At 60.5% G+C, this 15,439-nt stretch carries 16 protein-coding genes and 1 pseudogene; 12 read left to right on the top strand and 5 right to left on the bottom strand.

Going from position 1 to position 15,439, the window contains the following annotated elements; genetic code table 11:
* Both AC1DUU_RS08470 and AC1DUU_RS08475 read right to left on the bottom strand, forming a co-directional pair.
* Positions 1-188: pseudogene (locus AC1DUU_RS08470) on the bottom strand (type II toxin-antitoxin system death-on-curing family toxin); the annotation flags it as partial.
* Positions 185-406, bottom strand: coding sequence for an AbrB/MazE/SpoVT family DNA-binding domain-containing protein (locus AC1DUU_RS08475; RefSeq protein ID WP_476782978.1), 222 nt, complete (start codon positions 404-406; stop codon positions 185-187). The gene AC1DUU_RS08475 and the pseudogene AC1DUU_RS08470, both read right to left, overlap by 4 nt.
* A 222-nt stretch (positions 407-628) precedes the next feature.
* Here AC1DUU_RS08475 and AC1DUU_RS08480 point away from each other — a divergent pair, with 222 nt between their 5' ends.
* Positions 629-2,185, top strand: a complete 1,557-nt coding sequence (locus AC1DUU_RS08480) for a helicase HerA-like C-terminal domain-containing protein (protein WP_476782979.1) — start codon at positions 629-631, stop codon at positions 2,183-2,185.
* A gap of 45 nt (positions 2,186-2,230) precedes the next feature.
* Here AC1DUU_RS08480 and AC1DUU_RS08485 read toward each other — a convergent pair whose 3' ends face one another.
* The gene (locus tag AC1DUU_RS08485; protein WP_476782980.1) at positions 2,231-2,971 is read right to left on the bottom strand and encodes a L,D-transpeptidase; all 741 of its coding nucleotides are present in this window, start codon (positions 2,969-2,971) and stop codon (positions 2,231-2,233) included.
* A gap of 181 nt (positions 2,972-3,152) precedes the next feature.
* Complete coding sequence (locus AC1DUU_RS08490; RefSeq protein WP_476782981.1) at positions 3,153-3,815, bottom strand: haloacid dehalogenase type II; 663 nt, start codon at positions 3,813-3,815, stop codon at positions 3,153-3,155.
* Positions 3,816-3,956: 141 nt separating this feature from the next.
* Here AC1DUU_RS08490 and AC1DUU_RS08495 point away from each other — a divergent pair, with 141 nt between their 5' ends.
* From AC1DUU_RS08495 to AC1DUU_RS08510, 4 genes are all read left to right on the top strand, one after another.
* The gene (locus tag AC1DUU_RS08495; protein WP_476782982.1) at positions 3,957-4,835 is read left to right on the top strand and encodes a branched-chain amino acid aminotransferase; all 879 of its coding nucleotides are present in this window, start codon (positions 3,957-3,959) and stop codon (positions 4,833-4,835) included.
* Between the two features lie 109 nt (positions 4,836-4,944).
* Positions 4,945-5,541, top strand: a complete 597-nt coding sequence (locus tag AC1DUU_RS08500) for a superoxide dismutase (RefSeq protein ID WP_476782983.1) — start codon at positions 4,945-4,947, stop codon at positions 5,539-5,541.
* Between the two features lie 169 nt (positions 5,542-5,710).
* Positions 5,711-6,148, top strand: a complete 438-nt coding sequence (locus AC1DUU_RS08505; protein ID WP_476782984.1) for a c-type cytochrome — start codon at positions 5,711-5,713, stop codon at positions 6,146-6,148.
* Positions 6,149-6,158: 10 nt separating this feature from the next.
* On the top strand, positions 6,159-7,112 hold the full coding sequence (locus tag AC1DUU_RS08510) for a cytochrome c (protein ID WP_476782985.1): 954 nt from the start codon (positions 6,159-6,161) through the stop codon (positions 7,110-7,112).
* A 45-nt stretch (positions 7,113-7,157) separates the two neighbouring features.
* Here the strand turns inward: AC1DUU_RS08510 and AC1DUU_RS08515 are convergent, their stop codons facing one another.
* Positions 7,158-9,257, bottom strand: a complete 2,100-nt coding sequence (locus tag AC1DUU_RS08515; RefSeq protein WP_476782986.1) for a S9 family peptidase — start codon at positions 9,255-9,257, stop codon at positions 7,158-7,160.
* 203 nt (positions 9,258-9,460) lie between these two features.
* Between AC1DUU_RS08515 and AC1DUU_RS08520 the strand changes: the two genes are divergently transcribed.
* From AC1DUU_RS08520 to mnhG, 7 genes are read left to right on the top strand one after another with little or no spacing between them, the layout of a single operon-like run.
* Positions 9,461-11,782, top strand: coding sequence for a putative monovalent cation/H+ antiporter subunit A (locus AC1DUU_RS08520; RefSeq protein ID WP_476782993.1), 2,322 nt, complete (start codon positions 9,461-9,463; stop codon positions 11,780-11,782).
* A gap of 1 nt (position 11,783) precedes the next feature.
* Positions 11,784-12,203, top strand: coding sequence for a Na+/H+ antiporter subunit B (locus tag AC1DUU_RS08525; protein ID WP_476782987.1), 420 nt, complete (start codon positions 11,784-11,786; stop codon positions 12,201-12,203).
* Positions 12,203-12,580, top strand: coding sequence for a Na+/H+ antiporter subunit C (locus tag AC1DUU_RS08530; RefSeq protein WP_476782988.1), 378 nt, complete (start codon positions 12,203-12,205; stop codon positions 12,578-12,580). Before AC1DUU_RS08525 ends, AC1DUU_RS08530 begins: the two co-directional genes overlap by 1 nt.
* Positions 12,581-12,584: 4 nt before the next feature.
* On the top strand, positions 12,585-14,147 hold the full coding sequence (locus tag AC1DUU_RS08535; protein WP_476782989.1) for a Na+/H+ antiporter subunit D: 1,563 nt from the start codon (positions 12,585-12,587) through the stop codon (positions 14,145-14,147).
* On the top strand, positions 14,144-14,617 hold the full coding sequence (locus AC1DUU_RS08540) for a Na+/H+ antiporter subunit E (protein ID WP_476782990.1): 474 nt from the start codon (positions 14,144-14,146) through the stop codon (positions 14,615-14,617). Before AC1DUU_RS08535 ends, AC1DUU_RS08540 begins: the two co-directional genes overlap by 4 nt.
* Entirely contained in the window at positions 14,614-14,931 is a 318-nt protein-coding gene (locus AC1DUU_RS08545) for a cation:proton antiporter (RefSeq protein ID WP_476782991.1), read from the top strand. Before AC1DUU_RS08540 ends, AC1DUU_RS08545 begins: the two co-directional genes overlap by 4 nt.
* Complete coding sequence (gene mnhG, locus AC1DUU_RS08550) at positions 14,928-15,308, top strand: monovalent cation/H(+) antiporter subunit G (protein ID WP_476782992.1); 381 nt, start codon at positions 14,928-14,930, stop codon at positions 15,306-15,308. The genes AC1DUU_RS08545 and mnhG overlap by 4 nt, the downstream gene beginning before the upstream one ends.
* Positions 15,309-15,439: the final 131 nt, after the last annotated feature.

Here is a 15,439-nt window from a genome sequence, read left to right on the forward strand (position 1 = left end):
ATTCCAAAGAGATAGGCTGCCGCCAGTTCGATGATCGTAGGATCGCCATAGGCGAGTTTGTTTTCGGCGCGGGCAAGTGCCGACATCAGCGCATTTTCATCACGGAGGCCATGTGCACCGCCGTGTCGCCGCAACTGCTCCGCGTGCATTGCCTCAACCACCAGCGGTGTCAGAAACAGCGGGCTCATTCGGCGAGCTTCTGAAGCGCCACCTTGTATTTATCCATGAACTTGCTTGCCGCTTCCATCTGCCGCTCGAACACGTCGTCAGTCGGCTTGAGGGTCAGGCCATCCTTGGATTCGACTATTTCCAGCGTGTCGCCTGCCTTGAGGTTATGCCTTTCGAGCACTTCCTTGGGCAGGATCACACCCTCCGAATTGCCAATCTTGCGAACGGTCACGTTCATGGCGGCGTCTCCGTGTTATAACTTACGTATAACATATGAGGCGCTGCGATCCAAGACAAGCTTGCGATGGCAAGTTGGGTGCGGGCGCTATCGATTGGCGTGCCAGCCCGCGCAGCTCATTTTGGCCGCGCGCCATTGTCGCACTGCAGTGCCCCCACTATACCTTTCATGTGATCGCCGATGCGGTCGAAAAGAGCATTGCCGTTGCCGGAGAGACAGCCCATGGCGCAGGACGAAAGCATTTTCATTGGGGCCAGCCGCAAGCCGGACGACAGCTATCAACGGCCAGAAGAGTTGCTGTTGAAATACGGCAATCGCCACGGCCTCGTGACAGGGGCGACGGGTACCGGCAAGACGGTGACGTTGCAGGTCCTCGCCGAGGGCTTCTCCAACGCTGGCGTGCCGGTGTTCTGCTCCGACATCAAGGGCGACCTGTCGGGCATCGCCATGATGGGCGAAGCCAAGGATTTCCTCACCGCCCGTGCCCAGGCGATCAAGCTTGATCCTTACGAATTCCAGGAGTTCCCTGTGATCTTCTGGGATCTTTTCGGCGAGCAGGGCCATCCAATCCGCGCAACGGTCTCGGAGATGGGCCCGCTGCTGCTGTCGCGGCTGATGAACCTTACCGATGCGCAAGAAGGCGTGCTCAACATCGCCTTCCGCATCGCTGACGAAGAGGGGCTTCTGCTCCTCGACATGAAGGATTTGCAGTCGTTGCTCGCTAACGTCGCCGAGCGTGCCGAAGAAATCGGCGCGCGCTACGGCAATGTCACGCGGCCCTCGGTCGGCGCGATCCAGCGTTCGCTGCTGGTGCTGCAACAGCAGGGCGGCGACCATTTCTTTGGCGAGCCTGCGCTGAAGATTTCCGACATCATGCGCACGACGCGCGACGGGCGCGGCGCGATCAACGTGCTCGCCGCCGACAAGCTGATGATGAACCCGCGGCTTTACGCGACCTTCCTGCTCTGGCTGCTCTCCGAACTGTTTGAAGTGCTGCCGGAAATCGGCGATCCCGACAAGCCGAAGCTGGTGTTCTTCTTCGACGAGGCGCACCTGCTGTTTGACGAAGCGCCCAAGATCGTCGTAGACCGGGTCGAACAGGTCGTGCGCCTCATCCGCTCGAAGGGCGTCGGCGTCTATTTCGTCACCCAGAACCCGCTCGATGTTCCCGAAACCGTGCTGGCGCAGCTGGGCAATCGCGTGCAGCATGCGCTGCGCGCCTACACGCCGCGCGAGCAGAAGGCGGTCAAGACGGCGGCGGACACCTTCCGTCCGAACCCCGATTTCGATTGCGCCAAGGCAATCACCCAACTGGCCACCGGCGAGGCGCTGGTGTCGACGCTTGAGACCAAGGGCGTGCCGTCTATGGTGCAGCGGACACTCATCCGGCCGCCGGCGTCGCGGCTTGGGCCGATCACGCCCGAAGAGCGCCGGAAGCTGATCAACGAAAGTCCGGTCGCCGGACAATACGACCAGACGGTCGACCGCGAGTCGGCATTCGAAATGTTGCAGAAGAAAGCACTCGATGCGCAAAAGGCGCAGGAGCAAGCACAGCAGGCGAATACGGGTGGTGGCGGATGGACCATTCCCGGCTTCGGCAATGACAGTGGCAGCACCAGTTCGGGAGGTCGTACGACCGGCAGTGCGCCACGACCCCGGGCTTCAAACCGCCAGACTGTGACCGAAGCCGCCCTCAAGTCGGTCGTGCGCTCGGTCGGCTCGTCGGTTGGCCGCGCACTGGTTCGCGGCATTCTTGGAAGTCTGAAAAAGGGCTTCTGATCAGGGCTGAGGCGGCGCGTCAWGGACGCGCCGCCATCGCACAGATCAGGCGACGCCGAGGCCGCTGGTGACAAGGATCGGCGTCTTGGACGGCACGCGATCGTAGAGATCGATGATGTCCTGGTTCATCAGGCGCACGCAGCCCGACGACACCGACTTGCCGATCGTCCACCATTCCGGCGAACCGTGGACACGGTAGAGCGTGTCTTCGTTGTTCTGGAAGATGTAGAGCGCGCGCGCGCCGAGCGGGTTGTCCAGGCCCGGTGCCATGCCGCCGTTGCGGACGCTGTACTTCTCGAGCTCCGGCCGACGGCCGATCATTTCGTCCGGCGGCGTCCACTTGGGCCACTTGCGCTTCCATTGGATGACGGCGCGGCCAGACCAGGCAAAGCCGGCACGACCGAGGCCGACGCCATAGCGCATCGCTTCGCCGTTTTCGCGAACGAGGTAGAGGAAGTGCGTCGAGGTGTCGACGACCACGGTGCCGGGGCGCTCGCCAGTGGGGTCGCGAACGATCTGGCGAAGGAACTGGGGCTTCACTTTCTTGAGCGGGATGCCCGGAACTTCATAGCCCTCGTCACTGACTGGGCCATACATGCTGACATAGTCGCCGAAGGCGGGGTCAATAGCGGGTGGTGGGGGTGCTATCACCGGGGCGCCGACGATTGTGCTGCCTCCGGTGACGGTCGAGCAGGCGGAAAGCGCTGCAGTGGCAGCGCCTGCGGCTGCCAAGTTTAGAAAGCCGCGCCGGCTGAGCGGGCGGGATGAATCAATGAATGTGGGCATGGCTGCGATCTAGGATTCCAGTTCGAAAGAAATGGTGAATTTAAAGGAAACTGACTGCGTCCCCCTTAACGCTCGCGGTGATAGGCGGGTCAAAATCTGACCTGAGGGTGGACAAAGCATGGCGAAGCTGTGACAGGCCAATCACTGTTGCGTTATGGCAACAATATTGACCTATGGGTAGCTAACCAATTGTAACTAAACCTTCCAGCGACGGCAGGATCAGCGAGGGCGGGAAGTCGCGATACTCGTCTGGCTGGTCGGTGCGATTGATCCAGACGGTGCGGCAACCGAACTTCGCGGCGCCTGCAATGTCCCAGCGATTGGACGACTGAAACGATATCGCTTGCGGGTAGAGGCGCCAGTTGCTGGCGACGATATCGTAGACGGACTGGTCCGGCTTGAAGCGCCGCACGCTGTCGACGGAGAATATCTCGTCCAGGATCAGGTCGAGCCCGGCCGAACGTACCGCGGCTTCCAGCATGGCTGGCGAGCCGTTGGAGAGGATGGCAAGCCGTGCTCCATTTTCCTTCAGGCCGCGCAGAACCGAGGGAACCTCGGGATAGCAATCCAGGCGCCAGTAGGCATCAAGCAGCTTGCTGCGCAACGCCGGGTCGACCGAGGGCACTTTTCGGAAGGCGAAGTCGAGTGCCTGCTCGGTGAGCTGCCAGAAGTCGAGATAGACGCCCATCAGCGTACGGACCCACGAATATTCGAGCTGCTTGGCCCGCCAGATCTCGGACAGAAGCTGGCCTTCGGGACCGATGTCGGCGGCATGGCGACGAACGGCCGCATGCACGTCAAACAGCGTGCCGTAGGCATCGAATATGTAGGCAGCGTGGCGCATGCCGTGGTTTTCCAACGGCTTGGCGCCGAGCGCAAGCGCAACTATCGGCTGGCTCCAACATTTCAGCTTCTTGCTGGTTGACGAGGGGTTCCAAAGGCTTTTCCATGCCGACGATCAACAAGATGCGACGGGAAACAGACCATGACGCTCGCGGCGGCTGCACAATCAACGACCTGGACCTTCGTCGACGGTGACTGGCACGAGGGCAATGTCGCCATCATTGGCCCACGCAGCCATGCCATGTGGCTCGGTTCCAGCGTGTTCGACGGCGGCCGCTGGTTCGAGGGTGTGGCGCCGGACCTTGAAGCGCATTCGCGCCGCGTCAATTCCTCGGCCATTGCGCTCGGCTTGAAGCCGACCATGAGCCCCGAGCAGATCGTCGGGCTGACCTGGGATGGGCTCAAGAAATTCGACGGCAAGACGGCGGTCTATATCAGGCCGATGTATTGGGCCGAGCATGGCGGCTACATGGGCGTGCCCGCTGACCCTGCCTCGACCCGGTTCTGCCTGTGCCTGTACGAATCACCGATGCTCCCTCCCACGGGATTTTCGATCGGCCTGTCGCCCTTCCGTCGCCCGAGCATGGAAACCATGCCGACAAACGCCAAGGCGGGCTGTCTTTATCCGAACAACGGCCGGGCGATCCTCGAGGCCAAGATGCGCGGTTTCGACAATGCGCTTGTGCTCGACATGCTGGGCAATGTCGCCGAGACAGGTTCGTCCAACATTTTCCTGGTCAAGAACGGCCAGGTGTTCACGCCAGCACCCAACGGAACTTTTCTTTCCGGAATAACGCGCAGCCGCACCATGTCGCTTCTTGCCGAGCAGGGCGTTTCGGTCGTCGAAAAGACGCTGTCGGTGCGCGAATTCCTTGAAGCCGATGAAATCTTCTCTACCGGCAACCATTCCAAGGTTGTTCCGGTCACGCGCATCGAAGATCGAATTCTKCAGCCGGGACCGGTAGCAAAAAAATCTCGCGAGCTATATTGGGAGTGGGCGCACGCGACAGCTAAGGCCTGAGTGTAGCAAAGAAAAAACAGCGCCTCTCATCTGTTGTCACAAGACGATGACGACCTATCTGTAGACGGCATAGTCATGCCGCTAAATTGCCAGCAAGGGAGTATGATCCATGGCTTTTGAATTGCCCGAATTGCCCTACGACTACGAGGCGCTGCAGCCCTTCATGTCGAAGGAGACGCTCGAGTATCACCACGACAAGCACCACAAGGCTTATGTCGACAACGGCAACAAGCTGGCTGCGGAAGCAGGCATGGACAAGCTGTCGCTGGAAGAGGTGGTGAAGCAGTCATTCGGCAAGAACGCCGGCCTGTTCAACAATGCTGCCCAGCATTACAACCACGTCCACTTCTGGAAGTGGATGAAAAAGGGCGGCGGCGGCACCAAACTGCCCGGCGCGCTGCAGAAGGCGATCGATGCCGATCTCGGTGGCTACGACAAGTTCAAGGCGGATCTGATCGCCGCTGGTACGACCCAGTTCGGTTCGGGCTGGGCCTGGCTGTCGGTCAAGGATGGCAAGCTTGCCATCTCCAAGACCCCGAACGGCGAGAACCCGCTCGTCCACGGCGCGACCCCGATCCTCGGCGTCGACGTCTGGGAGCATTCCTATTACATCGATTATCGCAACGCTCGCCCGAAATACCTCGAGGCGTTCGTCGACAGCCTGATCAACTGGGACTACGTGCTCGAGCTGTACGAAAAGGCCTGAGCCCCATCATTGAACGAGGAAAGCCCCGGCAAGTCCGGGGCTTTTTCGTTTGTTGAGGTGTTGCGAAATTAACTGCCGAGATCACGGAAGCGTGAGGAGAATATCGGGACGAATTCGGCCAGTTTCGCCGTTGGCCCTAGGCAGCATATCGCAACCCGGAGAGGACCTAATGAGAAAGCTCGTATTTGCCGTTGCAGCGCTTGCGCTTGCTACTACTGCGGCATTCGCTGACGTGATTGCCGATCGCCAAGCGGTCATGAAGGAAAATGCCAGGGATGTCGGCATACTCGTGAAGATGGTGAAGGGGGAAACCCCATTCGATGCGGCCGCCGTTCTGGCGGCTTTGACGGCGCTCAACACCAATGTTCAAAAGATCGACGTTGCCGCGTCATTCCCCGTCGGGAGCGACAAGGGCGACACGACAGCCTCCCCGAAAATCTGGGAGGACCCGGTTGGCTTCCAGGCTCAGGTTGACAAGTTCAAGGCGGTCACTGCCGCAGCGGTGGCAAATCCAGCTCAGGATCTTGACGCGCTGAAAGCTCAGGTCGGCGCGATTGGCCAGACCTGCGGCACCTGCCACGAGGCTTTCCGCGTGAAGAAGGGCTGACCCCTAGCGGATGGCTGTTTTCAAGAAACTCGCAATTGCGGCTCTGGCGCTTGGCGGCGCCGGAGCCGCGGTTTTTTGGTGGCTGACGGTTCCCGAGAAATTGGGACCGGAGACCTTGGCGGCAATTGGGATCGGCGACGCGACCCGGGGCCAGCGCATTTTCGATGCAGGCGGCTGCGCGTCCTGTCATGCCAAGCCAAAATCGGAAGGCGATGCGCGCCTGCAACTGGTGGGTGGCGTCGAACTCAAGACACAATTCGGCACCTTTGTTGCGCCGAACATTTCTCCCGATCCCAAAGACGGCATCGGCGCGTGGTCGCTAGAAGACTTCGCCAACGCGATGCTCAAGGGCGTGGCACGCGAGGGGCAGCACCTTTACCCGGCGTTTCCGTATACTTCTTACGCCCGCATGAAGCCGACCGATGTCGCCGACCTCTATGCCTTCATGAAGACGCTGCCACCCGTCGCCGGACAGGCGCCTGACCATAGCCTCGCTTTCCCGTTCAATGTTCGTCGCGGGGTAGGGCTGTGGAAGATGCTCTACCTCAGCAACGAACCTGTGGTCGCTCTTGCCGACGGCGCACCGGAGCAACTCCTGCATGGGCGCGATCTGGTGGAAGGGATGGGGCATTGCGGCGAATGCCACACGCCGCGCAGCTTTGCTGGCGGCACTGAGAAAGCGCAATGGCTGGCGGGCGCAAAAGCCGCCGAAGGTGACGGTGTCGTGCCCAACATCACGCCGGAAGGGCGCGGCATAAGCGGCTGGTCGGAAAGCGATATCGCCAGCTATCTCGAAACCGGCTTCACGCCGGAGTTCGATTCGGTCGGCGGCACGATGGTCGAAGTGCAAAAGAACATGGCCAGGCTGACCGCCGAGGACCGCGCGGCGATCGCGGTCTATCTCAAGGCAATTCCAGGACATTCCAACGGCTACCCGGCGCAGCCGCCGAAGCCGGCCGGTTGATCTCGGACCGGCGGTTATTGCAACCGCCGGTCCCCTTTGCAGTCGTCAGGCGCGCCCGGCCACCTTCAAGGCGAAGGCGTAGTTGAAGGCGACTTCCTCCAGCCGCGAGAAGCGGCCTGAGGCGCCAGCGTGGCCGGAATCCATGTTGATCTTGAATAGCACCGGACTGTTGCCCGACTTGCGCTCACGAAGGCGCGCCGCCCATTTGGCCGGCTCCCAATAGGTGACCCGCGGATCGGTCAGGCCCGCGACCGCCAGGATCGGCGGATAGTCGAGAGCAGCGACATTGTCGTAGGGCGAGTAGGCGGCAATGGTCTTGTAGTCGTCCTCGGAGACGATCGGATTGCCCCATTCGGGCCATTCCGGCGGCGTCAGCGGCAAGGTGTCGTCGAGCATCGTGGTCAGCACATCGACGAAGGGCACTTCGGCGATGATGCCGGCAAAGGCTTCCGGCGCCATGTTGGCGATAGCCCCCATCAGCATGCCGCCGGCCGAGCCACCTTGCGCGACAATGCGGTCATGCGAGGTGTAGCGCTCCGCGACCAGGTGATGGGCTGTGGCGATGAAGTCGGTGAAGGTGTTGACCTTGGTCGCGCGCTTGCCGTCTTCGTACCAGGCATAACCCTTGTCCTTGCCGCCGCGAACATGAGCGATGGCATAAACGAAGCCACGGTCGACCAGCGACAGGCAGTTGGTGTTGAACGATGCCGGAATCGTCATGCCGTAGGAGCCGTAGCCATAGAGCAGGCAGGGCGCGGTGCCGTCGAGCGGCGTGTCGCGATGATGGATCAGCGAGATCGGCACGAGTTCGCCGTCGGGAGCAGGTGCCATCAGGCGCCGCGTGACATAGTCCTCGGCATTGTGGCCCGAAGGCACTTCCTGGGTCTTGAGAAGCACCCGTTCGCGCGTCCGCATGTTGTAGTCGAACAACTGCGTTGGCGTTGTCATCGACGAATAGGAAAAACGCATCGTGTCGGTGTCGTATTCATAAGAGCCCGACAGCCCGAGCGAAAATGCCTCTTCGGGGAAAGAGATGTGGTGCTCGGCGCCGGTGGCGCGCTCATGCACGACGATGCGCGGCAGGCCTTCCTTTCGCTCGAGGCGGATCATGAAATCCTTKAAGCCGATGACCGACAGGATGAGGCGGCCCGGCTCATGATCGACCAGTTCCTTCCAATTGGCGCGGACCGGATCGTTGACCGGCGCGGTCATGATCTTGAAATCCTTGGCGCCGTCGGCATTGGTCAGCACGAAGAAGATGTCGCCGCCTTCTTCGAGATCGTATTGCAGTCCGATTTCGCGGGCCGCCACCAGCTTCGGCGCGGCGAGGGGATCGGTGGCCGGGAAGAGACGGTATTCCGAGGTCTCATGATCGCTGATCGAAATCATGATCCAGTCGTTGGCGCGCGTGCCGCCGACATTCATGAAGAAGCCGGGATCGGTTTCTTCATAGATCAGCCGATCCGAGCCAGGTGCGGTTCCTAGAGCATGGTAGAAAACCTTTGACGGGCGATGGTTAGGATCGAGACGGGAATAAAAGAAACCGGCATTGGCGGCATCCCACACACCCGAGCCGCCGGTATCACCGACGATGTCGCCGAGGTCGTTGCCATCCGACAGGTCGCGAACACGCAGGGTGTAGAATTCCGACCCTTTGTCGTCGAACGCCCAGATCAGGCGGGCATGGTCGGATGAGTGGTCGAGCCCGCCCAAGCGGAAATAGGCATGGCCTTCGGCTTCCTTGTCGCCATCGAGAATGATGTCCTCAGGGCCGCCTTCGCTTGGAATGCGGAAATAGCGCGGCTGCTCGCCGCCCTTCTTGTAGGACGAGCCATAGGCGAAGGGGCCATCCTTCATCGGCACAGAGGAATCGTCTTCCTTGATGCGGCCTTTCATTTCCTCGAAAAGCGTCTTCCTGAGCTCAGTGGTGTCCGCCATCAGTTCGGACTGGTAGCCGTTCTCCGCTTCGAGATGGCTGCGGATCGCCGGATCGAGCAGGCTCGGGTCGCGGAACACTTCTTGCCAATTGTCGGCACGCAGCCAGGCATATTCGTCGACGCGCGTGATGCCGTGATGCGTGTCGGAAACGGGCCGTCGCTCCGTCGAGGGAGCTGCGATATCGGCGAAAATGGCGGGTCTGGTCATTGCGTCTCGCATAAGATGAATCTCGAATGGCGACTGAACACGCCGATCAGGGCGGGTTCAAGAGCTGAGTTGCATTGTTCATCAACTCGACGACACGAGTCGTTGACAAGGTCGGTTCAGGCTTGCCCCCACCTGGCTAGGCGTTTATGCCCCTAGCGGTAATAACGTGAGACGCAAAGAGGGCCCGTCCGCTGACCTTCCTTATCCTCATGCTGCCATTTGTCGGTGCACTGCTCGCTCCGCTTCTGACCCGCTTGATGAAACACAATGCCGGCTGGCTGCTCGCCGCAGTTCCATTGCTTGTATTCGTGCATTTCGCCGGGATGCTCGGAACGGTGAGTTCCGGAGTTGCTGTTTCAAACGGGTTTGACTGGGCGCCCAGCCTTGGTCTGCGATTTTCCTGGTATCTCGACGGTCTGTCCTTGACCTTTGCGCTGCTGATCTCGGGCATCGGCACGCTGATCGTCATCTATTCCGGCGGCTATCTCAAAGGGCATGCCCAGCAGGGGCGTTTTTTCTCGTTCATCTTGTTGTTCATGGGCGCGATGCTGGGTCTGGTGGTCTCGGATTCGTTCCTGATGCTGTTCGTCTATTGGGAACTGACGTCGATCACCTCGTTCCTTTTGATCGGTTTCGATCACGCGCGAGAAGCCTCGCGGCGCGCGGCATTGCAGGCGCTGCTGGTGACCGGCTTGGGGGGGCTTTCGCTGCTCGCCGGCCTGCTGGTGATCGGACAAGTGACTGGCATGAATGAGCTTTCGGCGCTGCTGCTTGGTTCCGGCGACGTCTTGCGCAACAGCCCGCTTTATCTGGCCGCATTGGTGTTGGTGCTCGGCGGTGCTTTCACCAAGTCGGCGCAGTTTCCATTCCACTTCTGGCTGCCCAACGCCATGGAGGCGCCGACACCGGTTTCGGCCTATCTGCATTCGGCGACGATGGTGAAGGCAGGCGTCTATCTGGTGATGCGCCTCAACCCGGTCATGGGCGATACCACGGCCTGGGAAACGATCCTGCCGCTGTTTGGCGGAACAACGCTTGCCATAGGCACGCTGCTCGCTGTCAGGCAGACCGATCTCAAGCTGATGCTTGCCTACACCACCGTAGCCTCGCTCGGCCTGCTGGTCATGTTGACCGGCCTTGGGTCGGACAAGGCGGTCGAGGCGGCGGCGCTCTATCTGATCGCACATTCGATGTTCAAAGGCGCGCTTTTCATGGTCGCTGGCTTGATCGACCATGAAGCGGGTACCCGCGATGTAGCCAAGCTGGGCGGCCTGCGCCGCGCCATGCCCATCACGTTTGCGGCAGCCTTGATGGCTGCATTGTCGATGGGCGGCGCACCTTTGTTCTTCGGGTTCCTTGCCAAGGAAGAGATCTACGCAGCACTCGGCTCGTCATATGCCTGGAATGGCATAGCTCTGCCTGTGGTCGTTGTCGGCAACGCCCTGATGTTCGCCGTGGCTTTCGTCGTCGCACTGAAGCCGTTCCTGGGCGCTGCGATCAAGACCCCGAAACCGGCCCATGAGGGGCCGCTGGCGCTGTGGCTGGGGCCGATGGTTCTGGGCTTGTCAGGTCTTGGCCTGTCGCTGGCGTTCCCGCTGGCGCACCGCCTGCTGTCGTCGCCGACGGCGAGTGCAGTGGCCGGCAAGGCGATCGATGTGCAGATTTCTGTGGTGCCGCATCTTGGTCTGCCCCTGCTTCTGTCCGTCGTAACGATAGCGTTGGGAATTGCAGCTTATCTGGCGCAGAACAGTCTGCGCGCCACCATGGCAGCCACACTCAAGGCTATCGGCTGGGGACCGGATCAAGGTTTCGACCAGGCGCTGCGCGGCCTGTTGCGGCTCGCAACGGGTGTGACCCGCATCATCCACAATGGCCGCCTCGACATCTACATGACGGTTACATTCGTTGCAGTGGCAACAGCGCTGTTGTTGCCGATGGTGCTGTTTGATGAACTGCCTGATGTGCCAAGCGTGCCGGCATTCCGTTTCTACGAATGGGGCGTTCTGGCCATTGCCGTGATCGGCGTGGCGGCGGTTGTTCAGGCGCGCAGCCGCCTGACTGCGATCGTCTCGCTCGGCATCCAGGGCTTTGCCGTCGCCTTGCTCTACATGCTCTTTGGCGCGCCGGATCTGTCATTCACCCAGTTCATGGTGGAGACGCTTTCGGTGGTGATCCTGGCGTTGGTGATGACGCGGCTCAGGCTTGCTCCCTCCGACCACCGGCCGCGCGGGCAGAAGCTGCTGGACATGACAATTGCCGCCGCGTGCGGCACGGGCTTCGCACTACTGCTCCTGAAGGTGACGCAATTGCCGTTCGACGACCGGCTGTCGCAGTTCTTCAGCACCTATTCCAAGACGATCGCCCATGGCCGCAACGTTGTGAACGTCATCATCGTCGATTTCCGCGGCCTCGACACCCTGGGCGAGATCGCAGTGGTGATGGTGACTGGCCTCGCGATCCTGGCCTTGGTGCGCATCCGTTCGAAAAAGCCGGAAGCGCGCGCGACAGTGGCCGAGGAGGCGTAGCATGCAGACGCTGATCTTCAGGACCGCAGCCCCCTATCTCACCGGCCTCATGTTGATGTTTTCAGTGTTCGTGCTGCTGCGTGGCCACAATGACCCAGGCGGCGGGTTCACCGGGGGGCTGATCGCCGCATCGGCCTTTGGTGTTCATGGTATTGCCTTCGGCGTGCCGGCGGTGCGCCGCGCGCTCTATTTCCATCCCATGGCAATTGCCGGCTTCGGGCTGTTTGCCGCAGCGGCTGCCGGACTGCCGTCGCTTTTKTTCGGCGTGCCATTCCTGACCGGTCTGTGGAGCGCGCCAAGCTTCTTCGGCATCAGCACCGACCTGTCGACCGTCATGGTCTTTGACATTGGCGTCTATCTTGTCGTGGTGGGATCGTTCACATCGATTGCGCTCGCCCTCGAAGACAGGGAGGCCGACTGATGGAAGCCGTATTCGCGATCCTTGTCGGGCTGTTCTTCACGGCGGGCATCTACCTCATGCTGTCGCGGCACATGATCCGCATCCTGCTTGGCGTGGTGCTGTTCGGCAATGCGGTGAACCTTTTGATCTTCACCAATGGCCGCGTCATGCGCGAGGTTCCGCCGATCATCGCCGACGGGCTGGACGTGCCCGCAAGTGCCGTGGCCAATCCCTTACCGCAAGCGCTGATCCTGACGGCGATCGTCATTTCATTTTCGTTCTTTGCCTTCCTTCTGGTGCTTGCCTACCGCGCCTACCAGGAGATCGGGATGGACGACACCGACGGCATGCGTGTTGCCGAGCCCGTCGACGACGGCCTGCCGCCGATGGGGTATTGAGCCTATGGCTGTGCAAGGTGTGATCATCGACAAGACCGCAGCGATGATTGCGGCACCCGTGGCTGCGTCCGACTGGCTGATCATCGCGCCGGGTCTGCTGCCGATCATTGCGGGAGCGGTGCTGCTGATGATCCGGCACAGTATCCGCTGGCATGCGGTCCTGGCGCTGGCCGTGCTTGCGGTCATGGTCGGCACGAATGGTCTTTTGCTGCGGCGTGTGCTGGCCGAAGGTCCCATCTCGATGACGATGGGAAGCTGGCTGCCGCCTTTCGGTATCTCCTTCACCGTCGATGCGCTAGGCGCCGTGTTTTCGCTGACGGCGTCGATCGTTGCACTCCTCTGTTGCGCTTGCTCTGTGCGCGACGTTGATGCGACCGGCCGGCGTTACGGCTTTTATCCGTTCCTGTTGTTGATGATGGCCGGTGTCAGTGGCGCCTTCCTGACTGGCGACATGTTCAACCTCTATGTCTGGTTCGAGGTCTTTTTGATCTCGTCCTTCGGGTTGCTGATCCTGGGATCCGAGAAGTCGCAGATCGACGGCGCCACCAAATATGCGATCCTCAATCTCGTTGGTACGACGCTGTTCTTGATCGCGACAGGTTACCTCTACGGCACCTTCGGCACGCTCAACATGGCCGATCTGGCGATAAAGGCCGGGCAGATCGGCGATGCTGCCCCGCTGATGACGCTAGCGACGCTCTTTCTACTCGCCTTCGGCATGAAAGCGGCGGCCTTTCCTGTCAATTTTTGGCTGCCAGCCTCCTACCACACCCCACCTGTCATCACCGGCGCGCTGTTCGGCGGGCTTTTGACCAAGGTCGGTATCTATGCGTTGCTGCGCACGCTGGTGATGATCTTTGCCGTCGAGCACGYGGCRCTCGCTGGCGTGATCGGCTGGGTGGCGGTGGCGACGATGCTGATCGGCGCGCTCGGTGCACTGGCGCAGTCCGATATTCGCAGGATCGCCGGGTTCCTTGTCATTTCGGGCGTCGGCATCATGCTCGCGGGTATCGCGCTGGGCGGGACTGGTGGGCTTTCAGGGGCGATATTCTATGCCTTGCATTCGATGCTGGCGCTGTCGGCGCTCTATCTGCTTGGCGGCCTGATGCGCCAGCGCGGTGGCAGCTTTTCGCTCCACCGGCTGTCCGGTCTTTATGGCGCAAGCCCGTTTCTCGCCTTGCTCGCCTTCATCATCTCGCTTGCGGTGGCCGGCTTGCCGCCGGGGTCGGGGCTTTGGCCCAAGGTGATGCTGGTCAGGGCCGCGCTCGACAGCGGCGCCTGGCTGATCGCCGCGGCCATCTTGTTGAGTGGCTTCCTCGCCACCGTCGCGCTCGGGCGTGTGTTCATCCTGGCGTTCTGGCGCGTCGAAATTCCCGGCGTTCAAGCAGCAACCGGTGGAACAATGCCGACATTGGGTTGCGGTGCCGTGGTGGTTCTTATCTTGGCGATGCTGGCGATGGGCATCGTGCCCGAGCCGTTCGTCCGTGTCTCTGTGACTGCCGCGAGCGGGCTGCTCGATGCTTCGGCCTATGTTCACGCGGTCTTCCCCGGGGGAGGCGGATCATGATCCCCTACCGCAACGAGTTGATACTGGCGCTGGTCTGGGTTGCCATTTCGGGCAGCTACTCGATCCCGAACCTGGTCTTTGGTTTCGTGATCGGCTGGGTTGTCTTGTTTTTGGTGCGCGAGCAGCGACTTACGACAAGGACCGTCATTCGGCCCTGGGCGTTGCTTCTGCTTATCGGCCTCTTCATCAAGGAACTGCTACTGTCGGCGTTCCGGGTGGCCAGGCTGGTGCTGTCGCCGCGCATGGACATCAAGCCGGGCATCTTTGCCTATCCGTTGATTGTCGATCGGGATTTTGAAATCACCTTGCTCGCCAATTTGATCACGCTGACGCCGGGCACGCTGTCGGTCGATGTCTCCGACGACCGGCGCACGCTTTTCGTGCACGGCATGGACTGCTCGGATCCCGAGCAGGCACGGCGCGACATCAGCGAGGGCTTCGAAAGCAGAATACTGGAGGCATTCAGATGATGTCTGGAGCTGCTTTCCTGAATATGTGCGCTAACTTTGCGCTTGGCGCGGTCACCGTCTCTATTCTTCTGGTGGTGGTGCGTGTCGTGAAAGGCCCGACGCTACCTGACCGGATTCTGGCGCTCGACATGCTTGTTGCCGTAGCGATCGGCTTCATTGCCGTTCTCGGTCTTCGCTCAGGTTTTACGCTTTATGTCGACATCGCCATTGCACTCGGCCTAGTCGGGTTCCTGGCCACTGTTGCCTTCGCGCGTTTTGTCATGAGCGGCGGTGTCGATGCCAAGGAAGACGAAGCCGAAGAGGAGCGGCCATGATCAACGGTGTTGGTGATTATCTTGCCGGAACTCTTATCGTGGTTGGCGCGTTGTTTGCCCTGACTGCATCCATAGGTTTGTTACGCCTTCCTGACATCTACACACGTATGCATGCAGCCTCGAAGGCCGGAACTGTGGGTTCCTGTCTGATGTTGATCGCACTTGGAGTACATATTGGCGAATTCGCGACAGCACTTCGCGTGCTGGCGGGGGTTGTGTTCTTTCTGCTGACAGCGCCGATTTCTGCTCATTTGCTTGCCAAGGCGGCATATGCTGCCGGATATCGCATGTGGCCGGGCTCGGTAAGCGACGATCTGGCGGAAACTGTCGATCCGTCAAAGAAGAACGATCATATGGTAACTGATCGCTCACAATGACCATCGGTCAGAACTTTCAGAGTTGCGCAACTTGATCTGACTTAATGGCATTGCCCTATCAAAAACGTTCATTTGTTAGAGAAGTGTTGAACTCATTGTTCTTGTATCGCAAAGAATAGTGAATTGACTTG

The organism is Aminobacter sp. P4_H6_2 (assembly GCF_056400805.1).